This is a genomic window from Mycolicibacterium cosmeticum, assembly GCF_000613185.1.
GTDB lineage: Bacteria > Actinomycetota > Actinomycetes > Mycobacteriales > Mycobacteriaceae > Mycobacterium > Mycobacterium cosmeticum.
Genome location: NZ_CCBB010000003.1, coordinates 1,194,392 through 1,218,107, shown reverse-complemented (window position 1 = coordinate 1,218,107; position 23,716 = coordinate 1,194,392). Strand labels below are relative to the sequence as shown.

The 23,716-nt window shown below is 68.3% G+C and carries 18 protein-coding genes and 1 tRNA gene; 9 read left to right on the top strand and 10 right to left on the bottom strand.

Annotation, left to right across the window (positions count from 1 at the left end; genetic code table 11):
- The first annotated feature begins 102 nt into the window (after window positions 1-102).
- The 5 genes from BN977_RS25040 to BN977_RS25020 are packed head-to-tail and all read left to right on the top strand — an operon-like array spanning window position 103 to window position 6,584.
- The gene (locus BN977_RS25040) at window positions 103-1,227 is read left to right on the top strand and encodes a VOC family protein (RefSeq protein ID WP_036402306.1); all 1,125 of its coding nucleotides are present in this window, start codon (window positions 103-105) and stop codon (window positions 1,225-1,227) included.
- Window positions 1,224-2,168: a fumarylacetoacetate hydrolase family protein gene (locus BN977_RS25035; protein ID WP_036402304.1), complete on the top strand. Its 945-nt coding sequence runs from the start codon at window positions 1,224-1,226 to the stop codon at window positions 2,166-2,168. The genes BN977_RS25040 and BN977_RS25035 overlap by 4 nt, the downstream gene beginning before the upstream one ends.
- A complete protein-coding gene (locus tag BN977_RS25030; RefSeq protein ID WP_036402302.1) occupies window positions 2,165-4,045 on the top strand; it encodes an acyl-CoA synthetase in 1,881 nt (626 codons plus the stop codon). Before BN977_RS25035 ends, BN977_RS25030 begins: the two co-directional genes overlap by 4 nt.
- Window positions 4,042-5,571, top strand: a complete 1,530-nt coding sequence (gene mhpA, locus BN977_RS25025; protein ID WP_036402299.1) for a bifunctional 3-(3-hydroxy-phenyl)propionate/3-hydroxycinnamic acid hydroxylase MhpA — start codon at window positions 4,042-4,044, stop codon at window positions 5,569-5,571. The genes BN977_RS25030 and mhpA overlap by 4 nt, the downstream gene beginning before the upstream one ends.
- Entirely contained in the window at window positions 5,568-6,584 is a 1,017-nt protein-coding gene (locus tag BN977_RS25020) for an amidohydrolase family protein (RefSeq protein WP_165576354.1), read from the top strand. The genes mhpA and BN977_RS25020 overlap by 4 nt, the downstream gene beginning before the upstream one ends.
- Here BN977_RS25020 and BN977_RS25015 read toward each other — a convergent pair.
- The gene (locus tag BN977_RS25015; protein WP_407661218.1) at window positions 6,508-7,398 is read right to left on the bottom strand and encodes a DUF389 domain-containing protein; all 891 of its coding nucleotides are present in this window, start codon (window positions 7,396-7,398) and stop codon (window positions 6,508-6,510) included. The two genes, BN977_RS25020 and BN977_RS25015, sit on opposite strands and share 77 nt — an antisense overlap.
- A 124-nt stretch (window positions 7,399-7,522) precedes the next feature.
- Here BN977_RS25015 and BN977_RS25010 point away from each other — a divergent pair, with 124 nt between their 5' ends.
- The gene (locus BN977_RS25010; protein ID WP_234709664.1) at window positions 7,523-8,902 is read left to right on the top strand and encodes a H(+)/Cl(-) exchange transporter ClcA; all 1,380 of its coding nucleotides are present in this window, start codon (window positions 7,523-7,525) and stop codon (window positions 8,900-8,902) included.
- A 268-nt stretch (window positions 8,903-9,170) separates the two neighbouring features.
- On the opposite strand, the gene BN977_RS25005 is transcribed toward BN977_RS25010, so the two are convergent.
- The 8 genes from BN977_RS25005 to BN977_RS24970 form a co-directional block, all read right to left on the bottom strand.
- Window positions 9,171-10,148, bottom strand: coding sequence for an ornithine cyclodeaminase family protein (locus tag BN977_RS25005; RefSeq protein WP_036402294.1), 978 nt, complete (start codon window positions 10,146-10,148; stop codon window positions 9,171-9,173).
- Window positions 10,145-11,071 carry an ABC transporter substrate-binding protein gene (locus BN977_RS25000; protein WP_036402292.1) on the bottom strand — a complete coding sequence of 309 codons (927 nt, stop codon included), beginning with the start codon at window positions 11,069-11,071 and terminating at the stop codon, window positions 10,145-10,147. The genes BN977_RS25005 and BN977_RS25000 overlap by 4 nt, the downstream gene beginning before the upstream one ends.
- 27 nt (window positions 11,072-11,098) lie before the next feature.
- Window positions 11,099-12,577, bottom strand: a complete 1,479-nt coding sequence (locus tag BN977_RS24995; RefSeq protein ID WP_207384146.1) for an MFS transporter — start codon at window positions 12,575-12,577, stop codon at window positions 11,099-11,101.
- A gap of 188 nt (window positions 12,578-12,765) precedes the next feature.
- Window positions 12,766-13,386 carry a GntR family transcriptional regulator gene (locus tag BN977_RS24990; protein ID WP_084172669.1) on the bottom strand — a complete coding sequence of 207 codons (621 nt, stop codon included), beginning with the start codon at window positions 13,384-13,386 and terminating at the stop codon, window positions 12,766-12,768.
- Window positions 13,387-13,680: 294 nt separating this feature from the next.
- Window positions 13,681-13,754, bottom strand: a tRNA-Met gene (locus BN977_RS24985).
- Window positions 13,755-13,805: 51 nt separating this feature from the next.
- Window positions 13,806-15,200, bottom strand: a complete 1,395-nt coding sequence (locus BN977_RS24980) for an FAD-binding oxidoreductase (protein ID WP_036402290.1) — start codon at window positions 15,198-15,200, stop codon at window positions 13,806-13,808.
- A gap of 156 nt (window positions 15,201-15,356) precedes the next feature.
- Complete coding sequence (locus BN977_RS24975; protein ID WP_036402287.1) at window positions 15,357-18,353, bottom strand: UPF0182 family protein; 2,997 nt, start codon at window positions 18,351-18,353, stop codon at window positions 15,357-15,359.
- Window positions 18,354-18,440: 87 nt separating this feature from the next.
- On the bottom strand, window positions 18,441-19,481 hold the full coding sequence (locus BN977_RS24970; RefSeq protein WP_036402284.1) for a YlbL family protein: 1,041 nt from the start codon (window positions 19,479-19,481) through the stop codon (window positions 18,441-18,443).
- Window positions 19,482-19,562: 81 nt separating this feature from the next.
- On the opposite strand from BN977_RS24970, the gene BN977_RS24965 reads away from it, so the two are divergent.
- The 3 genes from BN977_RS24965 to BN977_RS24955 are packed head-to-tail and all read left to right on the top strand — an operon-like array spanning window position 19,563 to window position 23,150.
- Window positions 19,563-20,918 (top strand): zinc-dependent metalloprotease, encoded by a 1,356-nt coding sequence (locus BN977_RS24965; protein ID WP_036402281.1) that lies wholly within the window; start codon window positions 19,563-19,565, stop codon window positions 20,916-20,918.
- 35 nt (window positions 20,919-20,953) lie between these two features.
- Entirely contained in the window at window positions 20,954-21,796 is an 843-nt protein-coding gene (locus BN977_RS24960; RefSeq protein WP_036402278.1) for a bacteriocin biosynthesis cyclodehydratase domain-containing protein, read from the top strand.
- Between the two features lie 16 nt (window positions 21,797-21,812).
- Window positions 21,813-23,150, top strand: a complete 1,338-nt coding sequence (locus BN977_RS24955) for a macrolide-binding ATPase MABP-1 (protein ID WP_036402275.1) — start codon at window positions 21,813-21,815, stop codon at window positions 23,148-23,150.
- Window positions 23,151-23,193: 43 nt separating this feature from the next.
- Here the strand turns inward: BN977_RS24955 and BN977_RS24950 are convergent, their stop codons facing one another.
- Entirely contained in the window at window positions 23,194-23,472 is a 279-nt protein-coding gene (locus tag BN977_RS24950; RefSeq protein ID WP_024454440.1) for a WhiB family transcriptional regulator, read from the bottom strand.
- Window positions 23,473-23,716: the final 244 nt, after the last annotated feature.

Genomic DNA, 23,716 nt, shown 5'->3' with positions numbered 1-23,716 from the left:
TCATAAGCCCGTTCCTCAGACCTGAGGAATTCGTCAGCAACCCTTGACTGAGCGTGTCGTCGTGTGTGACGATTTCGTCAGGCGGCACGAAGGAGCCACGAATTGAGCGTCGACGTCCACAAGGACCTCCACAGTGAGCAGGGGGCACGCCGTGGCGAACATCCCGGCCGGTCCCGCAATCCGGTGATCAAGGTCCGCGATATCGCGTGGCTGGAGTTCGAGAAGCCCGATCTGGTGCGCGCGGAAGCATTCGCGCGGGCCTTCGGCTTCCAGGTGTCGATCAGCACACCGGACGAATTGCAGCTGCGTGGAACCGATTCCGGCGCCGCGTGCGTGATCGTCCGGCGGGGCGTGCGAAGCCGGTTCACCGGCGTCGCCTTCGCCGCCCACGATGAGCTCGACGTCGTCAAGCTCGCCGAGGCGGCCGGCGTCCCCACCCGGCCGCTACCCGAAACCACCGGCGGTCTGGTGGCCGAGCTGGTCGATCCCAGTGGCATACCCGTGCGGGTGGTGGCCGGGATGCGGGACCTGCCCGCGCTGCCGGCCCAGCGGCCGCTGGTGGTCAACGCCGGCCACCGCGTCCCGCGGATCAACGCGACACAACGGCCGCTGCGGGTGCCCGCCCGGGTACAACGGCTCGGACACGTGGTGCTGCAATCCACCCGGTATCAGCAGGCGCTCCAGTGGTATCTGGACAACCTCGGCATGATCGTCAGCGACTTCCTGTACTTCCCCGGTCAGCGCGACCGCGGACCCGCCATGAGCTTCATCCGCTGCGACCGCGGCGCGACGCCGGCCGACCACCACACCCTGGCGATGGCGCTGGGACCGGCGAATCGCTACGTGCATTCGGCCTACCAGGTCGCCGACCTGGACGCGCTGGCGGCCGGCGGCGAGTACCTGGCCGAGCGCGGCTACTTCCGGTCGTGGGGCATCGGCCGGCACATCCAGGGCAGCCAGCTGTTCGACTACTGGCGCGACCCGGACGGTTTCCTGGTCGAGCATTTCGCCGACGGCGACATGTTCGACAACACACTGGAACCGGGATGGGCACCGTTCACCGCCACCGGACTCGCGCAGTGGGGTCCGCCCGCCTCCAAAGACTTCCTGGGCACCAGCCCCAGATCCGCCCGCACCGAAGCGCTGTCGATGATCAGCGCCCTCCGCCGTGACAACGAATTCGACGTCCACCGCCTCATCGGCCTGTTGAAAGTAGCCACCTCGTGACCATCTCCGTCCTGCGCACCGCCGACGCCTGGTATGTCCAGCACCCCAACGGCGCCACCCTGATCCACACCGACGCCACCACCACGGGTGAGCTTCTGGCCGACCGTGCGGCCATCGAGGCCGCGGCGAACGGGGCGGGCGCCGACACCGTCGACGTCGCCAGCCTGCAGCTGCGGTCTCCGGTCACGGCGCCGTGCCGGGTCATCGCCCAGATGACCAACTTCGAGTCGCACGTCGTGGACTCGGGCATGGACCCGAAGACCATTCCGCTGACGTTCTTCCGCAAGTCCTCGGCCTCCGTCAGCGGTCCCTTCGCCGAAATCGTCAAACCCGCCCACGTCCGCTTCCTCGACTACGAGGTGGAGATCGGGCTCGTGATCGGCCGCGACGTGCCGGTCGGAACGTCGATCACCGAGGCCAACCTGGCCGAGGTCGTCGCCGGGCTGGTTATCACCAACGACGTCTCCGCGCGCGACATCCAACTGCCCCAAACGCAGTTCTACGAGGCCAAGTCCTACCCGACGTTCACGCCCGTCGGGCCGGCGCTGGTGCTACTCAGCCCCGAGGAACTCGCGCGCTTCGGGGACCTGCGGCTGCAGCTGTCGGTCAACGGTGAACAGCGGCAGAACACGCTCGTCGAAGGCGACATGCTGTATCGACCGCTGCGGGCGCTGCAGTCCCTGACCCGGTTCCAGGACCTCGCCGCAGGTGACCTGGTGCTCACCGGTACGCCCGCCGGCACGGCGCTGAGCGCGCCGCCCAAGCCGATCGAGATCATCGGGGCCCTGCTGCCGCCGGCGGTGAAGTGGAAGGCGTTCTTCAAACGCCAGGCGAGCAACAAGAAATACCTGCAGCACGGTGACGTCGTGGAGGCCCGGGTGGCCACCGACGACGGCGTGATCGATCTCGGTACCCAGCGCACGCCGGTCGTGTACGGATGAGTGCCGACCCACTCTGGCCCGAGTACCGGACGCCTGCCGACATCACGGACATCGAAGCGGTTCCGCTGTCCGAGCGCGGGCTACCGTCGAGCACCTACGAAATCCTGTGCCGCGGCGCCGCACTGTACCCCGACCGTCGCGCGCTGACGGTCATCCCCGACGCGCAGCGCTGGCGTGAGTCCCGCACCCGCTCGTTCGCCGAACTGCTCGGCGACGTCCACCAGTTCGCTAACCTGTTGCGCGCCTGCGGCGTCAGCCGCCACGACGCCGTCGCGCTGCTGGCCCCCAATTGCGACGAACTGCTCATCGCCACCCTGGCCGCGCAGCTGGCCGGTATCGCCGCCCCCATCAACGCCGGACTGTCCGCCGACCACGTCGGTGAATTGATCGACCGTGCCGGCGCCCGCGTGCTCATCACCGCCGCTCCCGAACTCGACTCGGCCACCTGGGATCTCGCCAGCGGGCTGGCCGCGGCCGGTGTCGTCGACACCGTCTTCCTGCTGTCGCCGACGAACCAGCCGGCCGGCCCGGCACCGTCCCTGGCGGGCGTCACCGTCGACTACGCGAGTCGGTGCGCCCGGGCGCACCGCCGCGAGGGCTTCGACGGGGCACCCCCGCAGGCGGGCGACCTGGCGGCGTTGTTCCACACCGGCGGAACCACCGGCGCCCCGAAGCTGGCGGCCCACACCCACGCCAACGAGGTCGCCAACGCCTGGATGGTTGCCGCCAATTCGACGCTCGACGAGGACGGCGTGATCTTCGCCGCCCTGCCCCTGTTCCACGTCAATGCGCTCATCGTGACGGTGCTGGCGCCGCTGATGCGCGGGCAACACGTCGTCTGGGCCGGACCGCTGGGATACCGCGACCCGCACCTGTACGGCGTCTTCTGGAAGATCGTCGAACACCACCGCATCGCCGCAATGAGCGCCGTCCCAACCGTTTATGCCGTGCTGGCGCAGTGCCCCGTCGATGCGGACATCTCCAGCATGCGCTTCGCCGTGGTCGGTGCCTCGGCCTTGCCGTCCGCGGTGCGCAACGACTTCGAGCAGCACACCGGCATCACGCTCGTGGAAGGTTACGGTCTCACCGAGGCCACGTGCGCCAGCGCCCGCAGCTTCCCCGACCATCCCCGGCCCGGGACCGTCGGGCAGCGTTTGCCGTACGTGGGGGTCCGGGTCGTCGACCTGGATGCCCCCGGCGGTTGGCGTGACGTCCCGGCCGGGCAGGCCGGAACACTGATCGTCAACGGCCCCACCGTGTTCGCCGGATACGTCGACCACCGAGCGGTCGACGGCACCTTCGTCCTCGACGGCAGGGGAAAACTCGTCGACGGCTGGCTCGACACCGGTGACCTGGCCAGGATCGACACCGACGGTTTCGTCCACCTGACCGGTCGGGCCAAGGATCTCATCATCCGCGGCGGTCACAACATCGACCCGGCCGTCATCGAAGATGCGCTGCTGGCGCACCCCGAGGTGACCGCGGCCGCCGCAGTCGGTGCGCCCGACGCGCATGCCGGGGAAGTGCCCGTCGCCTACGTCACCCTGGCACCCGGTTCGGCGGCGACCCCAACACAGTTGCGGGACTGGGCGATCGCGCGGGTCACCGAACGCGCCGCAGCGCCCAAGGACGTGTCGATCATCGACGCGCTGCCGGTCACCGCGATCGGCAAGCCCTACAAGCCCACACTGCGCGCCGACGCCGCGCGCCGTGTCGTCGGCGAGGCCTTGGCCGGGTTGCCGGGCGTCACCGTCAATGCCGAGGTCGAGGACGGCAGCCCGGTGCTGACGGTGTCCGTGCCGGATACGGTGCAGTGCGCCGATGTCGAACACACGCTCGGCCGGTACTCGCTGGGCTACCGGATGGTCCGGACATGAACGCCACCTCGGTGCCCGTCGTCATCGTCGGGGCCGGGCCGACCGGTATCACGGCCGCGAGCCTGCTCGCGGGCTACGGCGTCGACGTGCTGGTTCTCGACCGGTGGGAGGGCGTCTACCCCCAGCCCCGCGCCGTGCACATGGACGACGAGTCGATGCGCATCCTGGCCCGGCTCGGCATCGCCGACGAGTTCGCCGCGATCTCGCGACCCGCGCTGGGACTGCGCCTGCTCGACAAGACGCATCGTGTGCTCGCCGAGTTCGGCCGCACCACCGATGTCGGCGTCCACGGCTACCCGCAGGCCAACATGTACGACCAACCCGACCTGGAGCACCTGCTGCGGACCAACCTGAAGAACTACCCGCACGCCGTGCTGCGGGGCAATGTCGAGGTCACCGACGTCACCGATGACCGCCGCGGGCGGGTGCGCGTCACCTACACCGACCGCGGTACCGGCACCGACCACGTCGTCGACGCCGACTACGTGCTGGGTTGCGACGGGGCAAACAGCCTGGTGCGCAAGACTATCGGCACCACGATGACCGACTGGCGCTTCGATCAGCGCTGGCTGGTCGTCGACATCGCCACGAGCGCCGAACTAGCGCAGTGGGAGGGCGTGCACCAAGTGTGTGATCCGGTACGCGCGGCCACCTACATGCGCATCGGGCCGACCCGCTACCGGTGGGAATTCCGGCTGCTTCCCACCGAGAGCGCGGACGACTTCGCCGGGTTGCCGGCGTTGGCACCGCTGATCGGCCCGTGGACCGGCGGCGTCGACGACCGCGACCTTGAGGTGATCCGGGTCGCCGAGTACACCTTCCGTGCCCGCATCGCCGACCGGTGGCGCAGCGGGCCGATCTTCCTGCTCGGCGACGCCGCGCACCTCACTCCCCCGTTCATCGGCCAGGGACTGTGTGCCGGGCTGCGCGACGCGATGAACCTGGCGTGGAAACTCGCCGGCGTGTTGCACGGCGACCTACCAGAGGCCGCGCTGGATTCCTATGAGGCCGAACGTAAACCGCACGCGCGCTACATGATCGCCACGGCGTTGGGCATGGGTAAGGCGATGACGGCCGGTGGGCGCCTCGGTGATGCGCTGCGCCAGGTGATCGCCCCGCGGATTCACCTGATCCCCGGCCTACGCGGCAAACTCGTCGACGGTGCCACCCCGGCACTGCGGCGCTCCGCGTGCGTCGATGCTCGGCGGCGGCTGCGGCCCGGCCTGGCGGGTCGCCTCGCCCCAAATGTACTGTCGGCCAATGGTCGGCGCCTCGATGATGTCCAAGGCGGCGGCTTCGCCGTGATCACCGGGAGGCCGCCGAGCAGCGACCAACGCGCCGTCATCGACGCCCGGGGTGCACGGTTGGTCATCGCCGATCCGGGCACTGAGTTGGCGGCATGGCTGTCGCGGGGGCGAGCCGAGGCCGCCGTCGTGCGCCCGGACGGCACCGTCATGACGGCCGGACCTCACCTCGACACCGTCCTACCCAAACTCCCCACGTTCCGGCCGCAGGAGCCCCGGTGACCCGACCGAACACACCCGAATTGGTCGACGTCCATGCGCACTTCGTCACCGACGACTACGTCAGCGCGGCGATCGCCGCGGGTATCGAGCATCCCGACGGTATGCCCCAATGGCCGTCGTGGACCGTCGAACAGCAGCTTGCCTTGATGGCGGACAACGGGATCCGGCACGCGATGCTGTCGGTGTCCTCCCCCGGTGTGTCGTTCACGGCCGATGCCGCCGCACTGGCCCGCCACGTCAACGACTTCGCGGCTCGGACGGTCACCGCGCACCCCGAGCGGTTCTCATTTCTCGCCTCGCTTCCCCTGCCTGACGTCGACGCCGCCGTCACCGAGGCCGTGCGTGCGACGGATCGGCACGGGGCGACGGGGGTGGTGCTGATGAGCAACAGCGGCGGGCGCTATCTCGGCGACCCGTCGCTGAACCCGTTGTGGGAGTGCCTCGATGCGCGGCAGGCCATCGTGTTCGTGCACCCCACCTCGCCGCCGGATGTCGCTGCTGTCGCGCTGGGGCGTCCGGCGCCGATGGTCGAGTTCATGTTCGAAACGACGCGCACCATCACCGATCTGATCTTCGCGAGCGTGGTCACCCGCTATCCCCGTATCCGCTTCCTGATCCCGCACTGCGGTGCCGCCCTGCCGCTGCTCGCCGAGCGCATCGAGATGTTCCGCAGTCTGTGGCCCGCACCCGACGGTGGGGCGCCCGGACCCCTGAGCACCGATGCGCAGCTGCGCCGCATGTGGTTCGACACGGCAGGCAAACCGCTGCCGACCCAGGCCGCCGTCCTGCGCAATATGGTCGGGACCGAACGCATCCTCTACGGCAGTGACTCCTGCTGGACCCCGGCATTCGCGGTGGGTCAGCAAATCGCCGCCCTGGACGCCGATCCCGAGATCGACTGGCGGGCAGTGACCACGGCCAACGCGCAGCGGTTGCTTACGACATGTTCTGTGCCGACCGCGGGATCATCGAACGGGTCGGCCGCAGCACCAGCACCAGAACGCCCGCGATGACGATGCCGACCAGGTTGACCATGAGCTGAAGCGCCGACCGGCCGGCCACCGACCAGTCCCCCAGCACCGCGGCCACCACCGCGAAACCCGCTGCGGGCACCGTGGTGACCGAGATGAACACGCCGACCAGCGCGCTCGATTTGGCGGACACCAGGGACAGCATGCCGGCCGCGCCGGCCAGCAGCGCGACGATCAGCGAAACCGGGCCCACCTGATAGATGAAGTCGACTTCGTGGACGTTGGCGACGGCGTCCAGTGTGATCCAACCGACGGCTTCGGCGCCCAGTGTCGCCACGGCCGTGATTCCCATCGCCACCGGAAATCCCACCGTGAGGGCAAGCAGCGCTCGCAGGGCCAGCCCGGCGCGGCGCTGGACCAGCGCCACTGACAGGGCGGCCAGCGGCCCGAATTCCGGGCCGACCACCATGGCACCCACCACGGTGACCGACGAATCCGTTGCCACACCGACGGCGGCGAGCAGACACGCCAGGATGAGGAACAGCAGGAACGTCATCGTCAGCGCGGAGTCTTCACGCGTCCGGGTGATCAGTTCATCCCAGACCAGCGCGTCGGCGGCGTCGCCGTCGGCGGCATCCTCGGCACGGTGGGCTTGGGTGGACAGCACCGTGTCCAGGGCGTGCAGCGTGATGGCGCCCTGGTGTTGCACGTCGAGCTGTTTGAGCTGGCGTATCACGTCGTTGACCGATTCGCGGGCGATATCGGCGGTGATCTCGTCGCCGGCCGGCGCCAGCGCCGCGCCGGGGAACAGCAGCAGATTGCCCACACCCGGTTCGCCGCGCAGCACGTCCAGGATCGGCTCGCGCAGATGCTCGGGTGCGATGACACGCAGGTGCAGCACAGCGCGAGCCTATCCGCCCCGAGGGTGATCCGATGCAGACCGATTGTCCGCCGTTCACCGACCAGATAGAGATAGAGGGGTGAATGACCGCACACCGACGCCGGCGCGCTGGCTGCGCAGTATCTTCACCGGGTGGCGGATGCCGACCCCACGCCCGGTCGACACCGAGGGCGAGGGCGCCGAGAGCCTGATCGGTTTCGTCCTTGCCGCGGCGGTGGTCGGCGCGTTGACCGGGCTGGCCGCCGCCAGTTTCAGGGTCGCGCTGACCTATCTTTCGGAATGGCGCACGGGGCTCAGCGGTTGGGGGCAGGGCAGCGCGTGGGGGTTTTTCGTCGTCGTGCTCGGCTGCATGGCTGCGGTCACGGCGGCGGCGGCACTGGTGCGCCGGCTCGAACCGCAGGCCGAGGGTAGCGGGATCCCGCACGTCGAGGCCGTGGTGGCGGGTCGGGCCGAGCCGGGCCGGTTTCGGATCTTGCCGATCAAGTACGTCGGTGGATTGTTGTCGATGGGCGGCGGCCTGGCGCTCGGCCGGGAAGGCCCTTCGGTTCAGATGGGCGGCTCGATCGCCGTCATTGTCGCCTCGGTGACTCGTCGCCCGATGTCCGATCTTCGGGTCCTCGCGGCCGGTGGTGCCGCCGCCGGGTTGGCGACGGCGTTCAACGCCCCGATCGCCGGTGGCGTGTTCGTATTGGAAGAACTCGTCAAGCGATTCGACCCGCGCACCACCATCGCCACCCTGGTCGCGTCGGCATCGGGGTTCGCCGCCGCATACCCATTCGTGCACTCGGGCAGCGACTTTCGGATGCCGGATCTGCAGAACCCGCATATGAGCAACGCCGGCTGGGTGTTGGCCGTCGGGGTCACCGCCGGCCTGCTCGGTGTGCTGTACAACAAGGCACTGATGTTCGGGCTGCACGTTGCCGACACCAGCCGATGGCCGGCCGAAGCGCGGGCCGCCGCGATCGGTGCCGCCGTAGGGGTTCTCGTTTGGTGCGCTCCCGACCTCGCCGGCGGCGGCGACAACCTCACCCAGGACGCCCTTTTGGGGCACGGAGCGGCCGGGGCCGTCCTCGGGATATTGGCATTGCGCTTTGTCCTCGGCGCCGTGTCCTATGCCGCGGGCACCCCCGGCGGGCTGTTCGCCCCGATGCTCGTACTCGGCGCCTACACCGGACTGCTGATCGGCTTGGTCGCCGAGCACCTCGACGCGACCCCTCCCGAATCTGCGGCGCTTGCCCTGATCGGTATGGCCGCCTTCTTCAGCGCGACCGTGCAGGCGCCCGTCACGGGCCTGATTCTCGCCACCGAACTCACCGGCACGACCAACCAACTTCCGCCCATGCTGGGCGCCTGTGCGAGTGCGCTCCTGGTGGCCGTCGCACTGCGCTCGCGTCCGATCTATGACCTGCTCACCGACCGTGCCGCCGCCTTGGCGGTGGCCCGTGGGAAGGCGAGCTAGCCAAAGACCTCAAAAATCAGCATCGGCAGCCGGTTCACCGCCGGTATCCGAATTGATTCTCATCGAGACCTACCAGACGTGCAAAAACGTAAGAGCTTTCGTCCCAGTCGTCGTCGCGGCGATCGCCGCCGGGTGCGCCGGCCAGAGCGGCCCTGCCGAGCCCTACGCCGGGGACACCGCGAACAGCTACGTCGTCGAAGACATGGATTCCGGAGTCCGTGCGGCAAGGACGGCCGAACGAGGTGAGAATCGCGATCAGTTGTCGCGCTCACGATCCGAGATCGATGACCGTCCCGATACCCCGCTCGATGGCGTGTTCTACGACGACGCCGGCGGTGGCAAGGTCTTGCAGGCCGATGCCGACCGATTCGAACAGGGTGATGTCGTCGTCCGAGATCCTGCCTGGGGCCAGCCCGGCGATGATGTGTCCGAGTTCGGTGTGGATCTCGGTGTCTGTCAAGGCCCCTTCGGCGATGGCTACCAGCACACCGCCGGACTTGGCCAGCACGGTGGGAATGCTGTCGACCACCAGGCGGGCATTCGACATGCCGACCGAGTCGATCTCGCGGTGGTCGGGCCGTGGCGGAGCTCCGACAGCGTTGATGTGTTGGCCGGGCCGGAACCAGCGGCCCTGTACCACTGGTTCTCGTGCCGGGGTGAGGGTACAGATGATGTCGGCGTCGGCGAACACCTCTTCCGCAGTGTCGGCGCGGATCACGGGAATCCCGAGATCTGACACCGCGCTTCGAAATGATTCGACGGTTGCCGTGGTACGTGACGTGACGACGATGCGCTCGACATCCCGGACGGCGGCGATGGCGCGGGCGTGTTCGGCCGCCAGGTTGCCCGCCCCGACCAGTCCCAACACCGACGCCGATGGCCGCGCCAGGTGGTCGGTTGCCACAGCGCTGGCCGCTGCCGTGCGGACGGCGGTCACTGCCCGCCCGTCGAGAATGGCCAGGCACTCCCCCGTTACCGCGCAGGACACCATGACCGTCGAACGCTGGGCCGGCAGGCCGCGCTCGCGGTTGACGGGTACGTCGCACAGCAGTTTGACGGTGGCCAGCCCCTGCCCGCTTGCCGCCATGGGCAGCGCCGTACCGGCCTCGGGCAGTGCGAGCGACCGAGGCGCGGGATTCTGGCAGTCCCCGAGAGCAAGTCCCAGGTGTGCACGTTCGACGGCTTTGCGAACCTCGTCGCGGTCGAGCACCGATGCGATGTCGGAGTGCGTCAGGATCAGCGTCATCGCAGACTCGCCGCGACGCCTTCGATGCTCAGGCTGTCGACAACGGCGGTGTCGACCAGATCCGCGAAAAGCGGAGCGCTGCGCACCATCTTCTCCTCAGCGAGGATTCGCATCCAACGGCCGGTGGCCTCGGCGTCGATGCGCACCGTCTCCCACGTGTGTGACCGCAGCATCCGGTCGCAGGCGGCGTGAAGCGGCTGCGGCAACGTGGCAGGCCAGTGCAGGGCGAGCAGCGGCGCCAGATCCGCCGTCGTCACCGACGTGAGCAGGAGCATCGATTCCTGCAACGCGGAGCAGAAGCGGACCAGGCGGTCGGTCAGCTCGGCATAGCGGTCTGCCCGGCAGTAGTACACACTGTTGGGCCCCAAGCCGCCGGTGACAGTGTAGTCACTGACGATGCACCCGGTTCCCTTGCGCTGCATGACTTCTGCGGTGACGAGATCGGTGACGACGGCCTCACCTAGACCTGATTCGAACATCTCGACGAACATCGGGGTCGACAGGTCACGCAGGAAGGTGATCGAGGAGGGGTCCACCCCGGCTTCGCGGATCAGTCCGGCGGTGAACGCGTATGGTGCGCTGCCACCAATTCCGGGCGCGAGCACGGTTTTCCCGACGAGGTCCGACCATGCGAAGTCGGCGCGTGGATCGCGTGTCACCAGTGCCTTCGGGAACTGGTGATTGACCTGGGCGAACACGACCAGATCGCGGGGGCCGCGGGCGTACATCGCCGGGACCCACAGGCCGCCAAGGGCGACATCGGCAGCGCCGCTGTCCAGGTCGTCGAGCACTCCGGTCCACGGGTCACGCGCGGTAGCCCTGACCGTGAGGCCTCGGGCGGCGAACAGGCCTTCCCGGTCGGCATGGTACTGCGGCAGATAGTTCAGCGCGTGTGCGGTGGCGGATATATTGAGCTGCAACATTTTTCACTTTCCTCTTCGGTGTTGACATCAGGTCGCTGCGGCGGCCAGGACCGGTGTCTCTTCGGTGACGGCCTCCAGCGGCCGGTTGAACGTCTCGGGGCCGAAGCGGGAGGCGACCACAAGCAGCGCGTACATGACGGCGATCATCGCGAAGACGCCAGGGACGCCGAACCGATCGAAGAAGAACAGGGCCGCGAACGGCATGACCGCCCCGGCGACGTTACCGATGCCGTTGACCACCGAAGTGCCCATGGCTCGCACGGAAGTCGGGAAGAGCTCCGGCGACCACACCGAGAGCATGGTGTTGAGCATCATCGTGAAGAACTGGAAGATGGCTCCCAGCAGCAGGATCAGCGCGGTCGAGTTGGCGAATGCCGCGAAGCAGATGGCCGAGATGCAGCCGAGTACGGCGGCGACGCCGACAGTCAGCCGGCGCGGCGCCTTACCTGCGAGATAGGACGCGGCGCAGGCTCCGAACAACGAGCCGATGTTCATGATCATGGTGAACGCCAACGAATCCGACAATGAGTAGCCGCGCGACACCAGCAGGATCGGCATCAGGAACAGCAGGGTGACCTGGGCGCCGAACGACATCCACGACGCGGCCCCGACGACGGCGGTCCGGCGCAGGTTCTCGCCCTTGAACACTTCGGCGTAGCTGCTCTTGGTGTGCGCCGGAATGTCTGCGACAGTGACGAACTGGCGGGTCGGGCCCGCCCTACGCAGGCCGGAGATGCTGCTACTGGCGAGCCGGGTCAGGCTGGCGTTGGCATCGGCGACACGCCCCTTGGACAGCAGGAAGCGGGGCGATTCTGGCAGATAGCGCCGGAAGAACACCACCAGCACCGCGGGGGCGGCAAGGATGACATAGGTCCAGCGCCACGAGGTGTCGTTACCTCCCAGCACGCCGTTGAGCGGGCCGAGGACCAGCCAGAAGAAGCCGAACGAGGCGATGTTGCCGATGCCGCCCGACGAGATGTTCAGCGTTGCCAGCAATGAGCCGCGATGCCGGGTGGCTACGATCTCGGCCAGAATCGCGAGCCCGACCGTGAACTCTCCGCCCAGTCCGATGCCGACGACGAATCGACTGGTCAGAAGCATCTCGTAGTTGACTGCGACGGCGCTGACCAACCCACCCAGGGTGTAGACGAGGAGATTGAGACTGAGTGCCGCGCGCCGACCCCACCGGTCGGCGATGTAGCCGCCGACGATCCGGCCGACGAGGCCGCCGATCACAGTGACGGTGTTGATCATGGTCAGTTCTGCATTACCGATACCGAACGACTCCTTCAGCAGGGGCCCCATCGCCCCGGTGGAGTTCTGTTCCAGGGAGTCGAAGAACAGGCCGGCCATGAGGAGCAGGATCAGCGCCGCCTGGACGCGCCCGAAACCGATGCGGTCGAGCGCCGCGGTCAAGCCGGGCGTGGCGGCCGGATCGACATCCTCGGCTGCGGGGACTGGTGGGGTGGTGGCCGTGCGGGTGGTCTTGGAGCGAATGAGGGACATGACAGTTCTCCGGGTGATCGCGATGACACCGGCAGAGGGCCTGTCGGTGAGCCGATCGCAAGTCGTCCCTGACTCCAACCGTGCTGCACCAATTTGTATACGAAATCTGTAACGAGCCGATTTCCCAGCAGGGATTTTACGTTACATACGTGAAAACTACCGTCAGATTGTTAAACAATCGAGCCGTGTCACTCGTCAGTGTCGTGTTCGAACTTCTCCGCGAAGTAGCGCTCGTCGCGCTGCAGATGCTCATCCATGAGGTACCCAGCCTGAACAGCTGATCCGCTCAGGATGGCCATCGCCAGGATGCGGTGATCCCCGATGGATGCGACCGGATTGTGCCCGAGACCCCACTGCACCCGACGGTTCACCGACGCCAGCAGCTCCATCAGTTGCCGATTACCGGACGCCGCCGCCACCAATTCGTGGAACGGCGAGTGATCGTCGGTCGTCGCCTCGTCGTCGGCAACCTCGGCGAGTTCGGCGGCCACGGTGCCACCGCGGTTCTGCGCGGCCAGCTGCGCGGCCAAGATCTCCAGACCACGTCGAATCTGCAGTAGCTCACGACTGTCGGTGAGCATCGTCTCCGACACCGTGGCGCCCTTGTGCCGCACGATGCGTACGAAACCCTCGGACTGCAACCGCGTCAAGGCTTCGCGAACCGGGATCCTGGATACACCGAACTGCTTGGCCAACGCCTCCTCAACCAGGCGGTCACCACCGCTCAGTCGCCCGGCAAGGATGTCTTCGCGTAGCGCATGCGCGATCGAATCACCGGTCGATTCGACGGGAGACAAAGGTTCAACCACGGCGCAAGCCTAGACCGGGACATCGCGAAAGACCGCTCACGCAAGCGGAACCGGTGCCGTGGGGCAGCTTGGAGTAAACGTCGTCCGGCTAGCTGATGCGACCAACGCATCAAGCCCGCTGCGGCCCCGGCTGCGCGTGGCCCGACTGGCGGGCTGCTGCCAGGCAGTCCTCATGGACCGTGACCGAGCTGCGCCACGCGGGATGGTCCCGCGATGGTCAGTGTCCAAGCGAGGACGTTCTCAGCGGGCACGAAAACGGCCCCCGGAAAAATCTCCGGGGGCCGTTTCCACTAGTAGCGGGGACAGGATTCGAACCTGCGACCTCTGGGTTATGAGCCCAGCGAGCTACCGAGCTGCTCCACCCCGCGTCGGTGAACACAACGTTACCGAAGGGGTGCGCGCAGCTCCAAATCGTGTGATCAGAGGTGGTTTTGGGGCTCCGAACGCACCACCTGACCGGTGCGGAACACCCGCTCGGGGTCGTACCGGTCGGCCAGGGCGGCCAGCCAGTCCCGGGTCTGTTCGTCGTACACCCGCGCGAGCCGTTGCGGATCGGCCGACGGCGCGAAATTGGGCAGCAGGCCTCCCGTCGACCACGGCGCCAGCGCCCGCATCAGGGCACGCGCCTGGGCCGGCACCAGCTCCGCCGTCGCGCCGGCCGGCACCCCGATCGTGGTGACCGCGTAGGCGGCATTGCGGTGGCAGAACGCACTGCTGTGCTGGGCCTGCCGCGCATAGGCACCGCCGAGCATCCGAACCTCCACGATGGTCTGCACCGAGGCCGATCCCGGCCCGGCCGCCGCCAGCAGGATGTCGATCACCTCGGACGTCAGCTCGCGCAGCAACGTCTGATCCTCGTACACCGGCATCGGATCGACCGGATCGGCGTGCACGGCGCCGATCGCCGCGTACGGCAGCACCCCGACGGTGTCCAGCACCGGCGTTCTCGCGCCCCGCAGTGGCTCCAAAAGCGTTGCGGCCTCGTCGAAGTCGTCGAGCGCGGCATACCGGACGGCGACCGTCAGCCGGCCGGCCAGCGGCTCGGGCACCCCGGGCAGCGGCGGCAGGTGTTGCAGTGCGATCGAGGTGTTGACGTTCTCGGGCAACCCGGCGCACCAGCCGTACCAGGCGCGCAGCACCGCCGGTGCGTCGGCGCCGTCGAAATACAAGGCGCCACCGTAGAATTCCGGGATCGGCAGCAGCTCGATCTCCACCGCGGTGACGATGCCCAGCGTCGCCTTACCGCCGCGCAGCCCCCAGAACAGCTCGGCATGCTGATCCGGTGTCACGTGCAGCAACTCCCCCGCCCCGGTGACCACGTCGAAGGACCGCACGTAATCCGAGGACACCCCGACGCTGCGCGCCAGCGGGCCGACACCCGCGCCGGTGAGGAAGCCCACCACGCCCACGCTCGGCGCCGAGCCGCACAGCGGCGCAAGGCCGTGCGGGGCCGCGGCGTCGATCACCTGCTGCCAGGTGGCGCCCGCGGCCACCCGCGCGGTGCGGTCGGTGACGTCGACCATGCATTCGGTCATCGCCGAGGTGAGCACCAGGATGGTGTCGTCGTCGATCGCGGTGGCCCCGTGCCCGGTCGCCTGGACCGTGACCCGCAGGCCGTGTCCGGCGGCGAACCGGACCGCCTCGGCGACGTGGTGCGGCGCCGTGGCCAACACCACCGCCGCCGGCTGCACCGTCGCCGCGAGATTCCATGGGGCGCAGCGCTCGTAGCCCGGTTCGCCGGGCAGCGCGACCAACGCGCTGAAGTGGTCGGGCAGAGTCGACAGGGGGTCGCCGAGAGTGTCGGCCAGGGTCATCGGAGTCCTTTCACCGTGCGCGTATGACGGCGAAAGGATCCACAACCCCACTTGGGAAGTTCTTGGAATGCAGTTCAAGTGGGCCGCGGTTTGTGCGGTTCCATACGCGCGCGGCGGCGCGTTGCGCAGGAAACCGCACAAACCGGCGGTTGCGGCCTACTTGGTGTCGCGGTACTTGTTCATCGCGTCGTCGAGCTTCTGCAGGGCGCTACCGTAGTCCGCGAAATTGCCGTCGCGCTGCGCCTGCTGCACCGCGTCGAGCGCATTGTTGACGTCCTGCAGCGCTGCGGCTTTGGCGGGCGACAGCTGGACGCCGCCACCGGGGACGGCCGCCACCGGGACGGGCACCTCGGGTGCCTGGCCCTGCCGCGGCGGCGCGGCCGGGGGCTGCTGGCCCGCTGCCGGCGGTGCCGTGGGTGGTTTCGCGTCGGCGGGCGCCGGCCCGGTGGCCGTGGCCGCCGCACCCTGGCCGAAGATCTCGGTGAGCGCGTCCCCGACGGTCGGGCCGTAGCCGACCTTGTCGTTGTACATCATCGCCACCCGGATCAGCCGCGGGTACGACGAGGCGGCATCGCTGGCGCCCGGCGAGGCGTACACCGGCGCCACGTAGAGCAGGCCACCGTCGCTGACCGGCAGGGTCAACAGGTTGCCCCAGCGGATCCGGTTCTGGTTGTCCCGGCCGATGACACCGAGGTCCTGGCTGACCGCGGTATCGGTGCTGATCGCGTTGAACGCCAACTTGGGCCCGTTGACCTGACCCGGGATGGTCAGCACGGTGATCTTGCCGTACGTGGCCGGATCAGAGCTGGCGCTGATGTAGGCGGCCAGGAAGTCCCGCCGGAACCGGTTCATCGCGCTGGTCAGCTGGAACGACGACGAATTGTCGTTCTTGGCAATGTCTTTGGCGACGATGTAGTACGGCGGCTGGTAGCTGCTGGCGGTCGGGTTGGGATCCAGCGGCACGTCCCAGAAGTCCGAGGTGGAGAAGAACGTCACCGGGTCGTTGACGTGGTAGCGGGCCAACAGCTGGCGCTGCACCTTGAACAGGTCCTCGGGGTAACGCAGGTGGGCCTGCAGTTCCGGGGAGATGTCGCTCTTGGGCTTGACGGTGCCCGGGAACACGGCCATCCACGCCTTGAGCACCGGATCGTTCTCGTCCTGTGCGTACAGCGTCACGGTGCCGTCGTAGGCGTCGACGGTGGCCTTCACCGAGTTGCGGATGTAGGACACCTGCTTGTCCGGCAGCAGCCGGTTCACGGCCACCTCGTTGGAGTCGATGGTGGCACTCGACAGCGACGTCAGCTCCGAGTACGGGTAGTTGTCCAGCGTGGTGTAACCGTCGACGATCCACACCAGTCGCTTGTTCACGATGGCCGGGTACACCCCGTTGTCGGTGGTCAGCCACGGTGCCACCGCCTCGACGCGCTCGGACGGGTCGCGGTTGAACAGGATCTTGCTGTTGGAGCCGATCACGTTGGAGAACAAGAAGTTGCGCTCGGCGAACTTGGCCGCGAACAGGCTGCGGGCCAGCCAGTTGCCGATCGGCACCCCACCGGCACCGGTGTAGGTGTAGTTCTTGGTCTCGGTGTTGGTCTCGTAGTCGTACTCGCGGTCACCGCCGTTGCGGCCGACGATCGCGTAATCACCGGGGGCGCTGGCGATCACCGGGCCGAAGTAGATGCGCGGCTGATCCAGCGGCGCGGGCCCGGGCGACACCACGCCGCCGTTGGCGCCGACCACGCTGGCCAGGAACTCCGGGTAGCCGCCGTTCTGGTTGGGGTCGTTGGCGATACCGCGCACCGTGTTGGCCGGCGAGGCGATGAAACCGTTGCCGTGCGTGTAGACGGTGTGCCGGTTGATCCAGTCGCGCTGGTTGTCGATCAGCCGTTCCGGGTTGAGTTCGCGGGCGGCGACGACGAAGTCGCGCAGGTTGCCGTCCGGTCCGACATAGCGGTCCATGGACAGCTGCTCGGGGAAACTGTAGAAGTTCTTGCCCTGCTGGAACTGGGTGAAGGCCGGGCTGACGATGGTCGGGTCCAGCAGCCGGATGTTCGACGTGGTGGCGCGGTCGGCGGCCACCTGCTGGGCGGTGGCCTGCGAGTTGCCGCTGTAATCGCGGTAGGTGACCGTCGCATCGGTCAGCCCGTACGCCTGCCTGGTGGCCGTGATGCTGCGGCTGATGTATTCGCTTTCCTTCTGCGCCGCATTGGGTTTGACGCTGAACTGCTCGACGATCATGGGCCAGCCCGCGCCGACGATCAACGAGGACAGCAGCAGCAGCACCAGGCCGATGGCGGGGATCCGCAGGTCGCGCAATACCAGCGCGGAGAACACCGCGGCCGCGCAGATCAACGCGATGGCGAGCAGGATCAGCTTGGCCGGCAGCACCGCGTTGATATCGGTGTAGCCGGCGCCGGTGAACGGTTTGCCGCCGCGGGTATTGCTCAGCAGCTCATAACGGTCCAGCCAGTAGGCCGCCGCCTTGAACAACACCAGGGTGCCGGCCAGCGACACCAGCTGGATGCGCGCCGCCCGGCTGAGTGCACCGGTGCGTCCGGACAGCCGGATCCCGCCGAACAGGTAGTGCCCCACCAGGTTTGCCAGAAAGGCCAAGAACACGCCGAAGAACAGGAAGCTCAGCACCCACCGGTAGAACGGCAGGTCGAAGGCGTAGAAACCGAGGTCGCGGCCGAACTGCGGATCGGTGACCCCGAAATCGCCGCCGTGCAGGAACAACTGCACCGTGGTCCAGGAGTTCCAGGCGAACGCGCCCGCGGCCAGACCGATGAGCACCGGGATGCCGATACCGAACAGTCGCAGCCGGCTCATCACCGTGGTGCGGTACCGCGCGATCGGGTCGTTGGGCCCGTTGGTGGGTACGAACACCGGCCGCGTCCGGTAGGCCAGCGTCATCCCGGCGAACACCAGGGCACCGATGACCACCGCGGCCACCAGGGCCAGCACGATCTCGGTGAACAGCCGGGTGGTGAACACCGACCGGTAGCCCAGTTCGCCGAACCAGAGCCAGTCGACGTAGGTGTCGATCAGCCGTGGCCCCACCAACAGCAGTAAGACGACGGCCAGGGCCACCGCGATGAGGATCCGGCTACGTCGTGTCAGCTTCGGCATTCGCGCCGCGGGCCGCATACCCACTCGTCAACTCCACTCCTGGTCCGTGGCCGCCGGCACGTCTGGGGCCTCAACTGCACCAACTCTACGCATGGCCTGCCAAGCGCATTCTCAGCATCGGGGTGGTTCGCCGCCGGCAGAAATGGTGTGCAGGGCGTCCACAGCAGCGGTCAGGGTGTCCACCTTGACCAGCTGCAGCCGATCATCGCGGGCCGTCAACGCCTCGTCGCAGTTGTCGGCGGGCACCAGGAACACGGTGGCACCGGCGTCCTGGGCGGCCATCATCTTGTGCGTGATGCCACCGATCGGGCCGACCGCGCCGTCGGCGCTGATGGTGCCGGTGCCGGCGACGAACTTGCCACCGTTGAGGTCGCCGGTGGTGAGCTTGTCGACGACGGCGAGACTGAACATCAGCCCGGCCGAGGGGCCGCCGATATTGGCGAGGTTGAACTCGATGTCGAACGGCGCCCACGGCGCGTCCAGCACCCCGATGCCGAGGAACCCGTGCGGGCGGTCGGGATTGGAACCCAGTGTGATGGTGACGGTGCCGGCGGGCTGGTTCTTCCGGCGGTAGTCGATGACCATCTGTTCGCCGGGCTTGGTGGCCTTGACGATCGCCTGGAAGGCCGCCATATCGGGTACCGCGACGTTGTTGACCATGTCGATGGCGTCGCCGTCCTGCAGCTTGCCCGCCGACGGGCCGGGGTCGGTCACCGACTCCACGGTCACCGCCTTGGGGTATTTCAGGAAGGACAGCGCGGCGTATTCGGCGTTGTCCTCCGAGGACTTGAACTCGTTGGTGTTGGCCTTATCGATCTCGTCCTTGGACTTGTCCGGCGGATACACCAGATCGCGCGGCACCAGCTGGTCGCGTCCGGACATCCAGAGCGCCAAGGCCTCGCCCAGGGTCAGGCCGTCGCGCTGGGACACCGTGGTCATGTTCAGGTGGCCCGAGGTGGGGTGGACGATCGAGCCGCCGGTGCCATCGGTGCTCTTGATGTCGACGACCTGCTTGCCGTCCACCTCACCGAGGGTGTTGAACGTCGGCCCGGGGCCCAGCGACACGTATGGGACCGTCACCAACGACAGCAGCACACCGAACGCCACGATCGGCACCAGCGCCACCACCAGCGTCATAATCCGCCTGTTCACGCCGCCCACAGTAGAGCGCGTTCACCCACAGCGTGACCCGCGGCCCCACCCGCGCCGCCGGGGGTGAGTACCGTTGAAGTCATGGCTGACCTGCCCTTCGGCTTCTCCAGCGGGGACGACCCCGAGCGTGACAAGCGCAAAGAAAACCCCGGCCCGGGATCGGGCTCGGACCCGTTCGGGCTGGGCGGTGCGGGCTTCGATATGGCCGATCTGGGCCAGATCTTCACCAAGCTCGGCGAAATGTTCAGCGGCGCAGGCAATGTGATGAACACCGGCCAGCAGGCCGGTCCGGTCAACTACGACCTGGCCCGTCAGCTGGCGTCCAGCTCGATCGGATTCGTCGCCCCGGTCTCGGAGAAGACCGGCACCGCGATCGCCGACGCCGTGCACCTGGCCGAGACCTGGCTCGACGGGGTGACGGCGCTGCCGGCCGGCACCACCAAGGCGGTGGCGTGGACCCCCACCGACTGGATCGACAACACGCTGGGCACCTGGAAGCGGTTGTGTGACCCGGTCGCCGAGCAGATCTCCACGGTGTGGGCCTCGGCGCTGCCCGAGGAAGCCAAGACCATGGCCGGCCCGCTGCTGGCGATGATGTCGCAGATGGGCGGCATGGCCTTCGGCAGCCAGCTCGGCCAGGCGCTGGGCAAGCTGTCCAAGGAGGTGCTGACCTCCACCGACATCGGCCTGCCGTTGGGGCCCAAGGGCGTGGCGGCGCTGCTGCCCGAAGCCGTCGAGAGCCTGTCGGAAGGCCTGGAGCAGCCGCGCAGCGAGGTGCTGACCTTCCTGGCCGCCCGCGAGGCCGCCCACCACCGGCTGTTCAGCCACGTCCCGTGGCTGTCGAGCCAGTTGCTCAGCGCCGTCGAGGCGTTCGCCAAGGGCATGAAGATCGACATGAGCGGGATCGAGGATCTGGCCAGCGGTATCAACCCGGCCGCGCTGGCCGACCCGGCCGCCATGGAACAACTGCTGAACCAGGGCATCTTCGAACCGAAGGCCACCCCCGAACAGGTCGCCGCGCTGGAGCGGCTGGAAACCCTGCTCGCCCTCATCGAGGGCTGGGTGCAGACCGTGGTGACCGCCGCGCTGGGTGACCGGATCCCCGGTACCGCGGCGCTGTCGGAGATGCTGCGCCGGCGCCGGGCCACCGGCGGCCCGGCCGAGCAGACCTTCGCCACGCTGGTGGGCCTGGAGTTGCGGCCGCGCAAGCTGCGGGAGGCCGCGGTGCTGTGGGAGAAGCTGACCGATGCCGTCGGCGCCGACGCCCGCGACGCCGTCTGGCAGCATCCCGACCTCTTGCCCGGCGCGGACGACCTCGACGAGCCGGCCGCGTTCATCGACCGGGCCATCGGCGGCGACACCTCCGGCATCGACCAGGCGCTGGCCGAGCTCGAAGACGACGGGGAGCCCGGCTCCGACGGGCCTGTGGATAACTGAAACGGGCGCCCGCCCGACCGTGGCACAGTCGGTGCATGAGGCGCTATCTGCTCAACCCGTCGATGCCGGTGCTGCTGCGCCCGGATGACACCGTGCAGGTGGGCTGGGATCCGCGCCGCGCCGTGGTGGTGCATCCCCCGGCCGGTATCGGCGCCGCTGCGCTGGCCACCCTGCTGCGCGGTATGCAGGCCGCGGTCACCAGGGCCGAACTGTCGGAGCGGGCCGCCAGGCTGGGAGTGCCGGAGTCCGCCCTGAGCGATCTGCTCGATGCGCTGCGCCAGGCGGGCGTGCTGACCGCCGGCCGCCCCGCGGCACGGACGGTGACCATCCGCATCCACGGTCGTGGGCCGCTGTCGGACCTGCTGACCGGTGCGCTGAGATGCTCGGGCAACCGCGTCACCCAGAGCAGCCGGCCGCATGCCGTCGTGAGCACCGATCACGCCGACCTGGTGCTGCTCACCGATGCCCTGGTCGCCGATCCGCGGGTGGTGCGCGATCTGCATGCGGCCGCGCTGCCGCACCTGCCGGTGCGGATCCGCGACGGTACGGGGCTGGTGGGACCGCTGGTGATCCCCGGTGTGACGTCGTGCCTGGCCTGCGCCGACCGGCACCGCCGGGACCGGGACGCCGCCTGGCCGGCGGTCGCCGCCCAGTTGCGGCACACCGTCGGCGCCGCCGATCGCGCCACCCTGATGGGCACGGCCGCGCTGGCGCTGAATCAGGTGGACCGGGTGGTCAGTGCCATGCGCTCCGGCGAGAGCGACGCACTGGACGCCCCGGAACCGCCGATGACGCTGGACACCACCCTGGAGTTCGACGTCGGCAGCGGCTCGGTGCTGGCGCGGCGCTGGTCCCGGCATCCGGGTTGTCCCTGCTGACCTACTCAGCAACGTCGTGGATGATGGACACGTGGCTGATATCAAGCGTGGAAGCGTCGCGCGCAACGCCAAGCTCGCGACCCTGCCGGTCGGATTCGCCGGCCGGGCGGCGCTCGGGATCGGTAAGCGCCTGACCGGCAAGTCCAAGGACGAGGTCACCGCCGAGCTGATGGACAAGGCGGCCCAGCAGTTGTTCACCGTGCTCGGTGAGCTCAAGGGCGGCGCGATGAAGGTCGGCCAGGCGCTGTCGGTGATGGAAGCCGCCATCCCCGAGCAGTACGGCAAGCCCTACCGCGAGGCGCTGACCAAGCTGCAGCGCGAGGCGCCCCCGTTGCCGGCGGCCAAGGTGCACCGCGTCCTGGACGCGCAGCTGGGCACCAAGTGGCGGGACCGGTTCGCCTCGTTCGACGACACCCCGGTGGCCTCGGCCAGCATCGGGCAGGTGCACAAGGCGATCTGGTCCGACGGCCGCGAGGTTGCGGTCAAGATCCAGTACCCGGGCGCCGACGAGGCCCTGCGCGCCGACCTCAAGACCATCCAGCGGCTGGTCGGCGTGTTCAAGCAGTTGGCCCCCGGCGCCGACGTGCAGGGCGTGGTGGACGAGCTGATCCAGCGCACCGAGATGGAACTGGATTACCGGCTCGAGGCCGACAACCAGCGCGCCTTCGCCAAGGCCTACGAGAACGACCCGCATTTCGCGGTGCCGCACATCGTGGCCAGCGCGCCGAAGGTGGTGATCGCCGAATGGATGGACGGCATCCCGATGTCGGTGATCATCCGCGAGGGCACACCCGAGCAGCGCGACCTGATGGGCACCCGGCTGACCGAACTGACCTTCGGTGCGCCCAAGCGGCTGGAGATGATGCACGGCGACGCGCATCCCGGAAATTTCATGCTGCTGCCCGACGGCCGGATGGGCGTCATCGACTTCGGCGCGGTGGCACCGCTGCCGGGTGGTTTCCCGGTGGCGCTGGGCACCACGATCCGGCTGGCGCGGGACAAGAACTACGACGAGGCGCTGCCGGCCATGGAAGCGGCCGGTTTCATCCAGAAGGGCCAACAGGTCTCGGCCCAGGAGGTCGACGACATGCTGCGCCAGTACGTCCAGCCCATCGAGGTCGACGTCTTCCACTACAACCGTCGCTGGCTGCAGAAGATGGCCGCCGGTCAGATGGACAACTCGGTGGCCCAGATCAAGATGGCCCGCCAGCTCGACCTACCGGCGCAGCTGGCCATCCCGCTGCGGGTGATCGCGTCGACGATCGCCATCTGCTGTCAGCTCGACGCTCATGTTCCGGTGAAAGCGATTGCCACAGAACTGGTTCCGGGTTTCGCCGACGACGCGGCGGCCTGACGACCTAGCCGAAGCTAGGCCGGGCCCGACGGCCTAGCCGAAGCTAGGCCGCCTGGCCTTCCCTGGCGTCCTTGCGCGGACGGCCCCGCGGCCGCTTGCGCGCCACGATGGCGCCGCGCTCGATGATCTCGCCGCCCCAGACGCCCCACGGCTCCTGGCGCTCCAATGCCTCGGACAGGCACAGGCTGCGAATGGGGCAGTCGGCGCACAGCGCCTTGGCCTGCTCCAGTTCGACCGGGCTCTCGGCGAACCACAGGTCGGGATTCCCCCCATGGCACGGCACCGCGGGCAGTTCGAGTTCTTGGCATGTCAGGTCCGACATGTCTTTCCCTACTTCCTGGTCGTTGTGTCGGTGTCGGTCTTGATTCGGACCGGTGACCAGGTGTTCGGGGTTCCAGATCGGATTTCCCGAAAACAATGGCCACGGATCCGTTTTGACTTCGGGTCCGTGGCCGTTTCGGCGTTGTGGGGGCTACCTAGGTGGTGCCCCGTTTCACGGACCTGGATGTCGCGGCGGCGGTGCGGCGCTTGAGCTGCGGGTTGACGGCAGCGGGCGCCCAACCAGC

Coding starts and splice junctions, on each gene's coding strand:
- BN977_RS25030 (WP_036402302.1), top strand. CDS start 2,165: ATGAGTGCCGACCCACTCTGGCCCGAGTACCGGACGCCTGCCGACATC.
- mhpA (WP_036402299.1), top strand. CDS start 4,042: ATGAACGCCACCTCGGTGCCCGTCGTCATCGTCGGGGCCGGGCCGACC.
- BN977_RS25005 (WP_036402294.1), bottom strand. CDS start 10,148: ATGACGCTGATCCTGACGCACTCCGACATCGCATCGGTGCTCGACCGC.
- BN977_RS25000 (WP_036402292.1), bottom strand. CDS start 11,071: ATGTTGCAGCTCAATATATCCGCCACCGCACACGCGCTGAACTATCTG.
- BN977_RS24995 (WP_207384146.1), bottom strand. CDS start 12,577: ATGTCCCTCATTCGCTCCAAGACCACCCGCACGGCCACCACCCCACCA.
- BN977_RS24980 (WP_036402290.1), bottom strand. CDS start 15,200: ATGACCCTGGCCGACACTCTCGGCGACCCCCTGTCGACTCTGCCCGAC.
- BN977_RS24965 (WP_036402281.1), top strand. CDS start 19,563: ATGGCTGACCTGCCCTTCGGCTTCTCCAGCGGGGACGACCCCGAGCGT.
- BN977_RS24960 (WP_036402278.1), top strand. CDS start 20,954: ATGAGGCGCTATCTGCTCAACCCGTCGATGCCGGTGCTGCTGCGCCCG.
- BN977_RS24950 (WP_024454440.1), bottom strand. CDS start 23,472: ATGTCGGACCTGACATGCCAAGAACTCGAACTGCCCGCGGTGCCGTGC.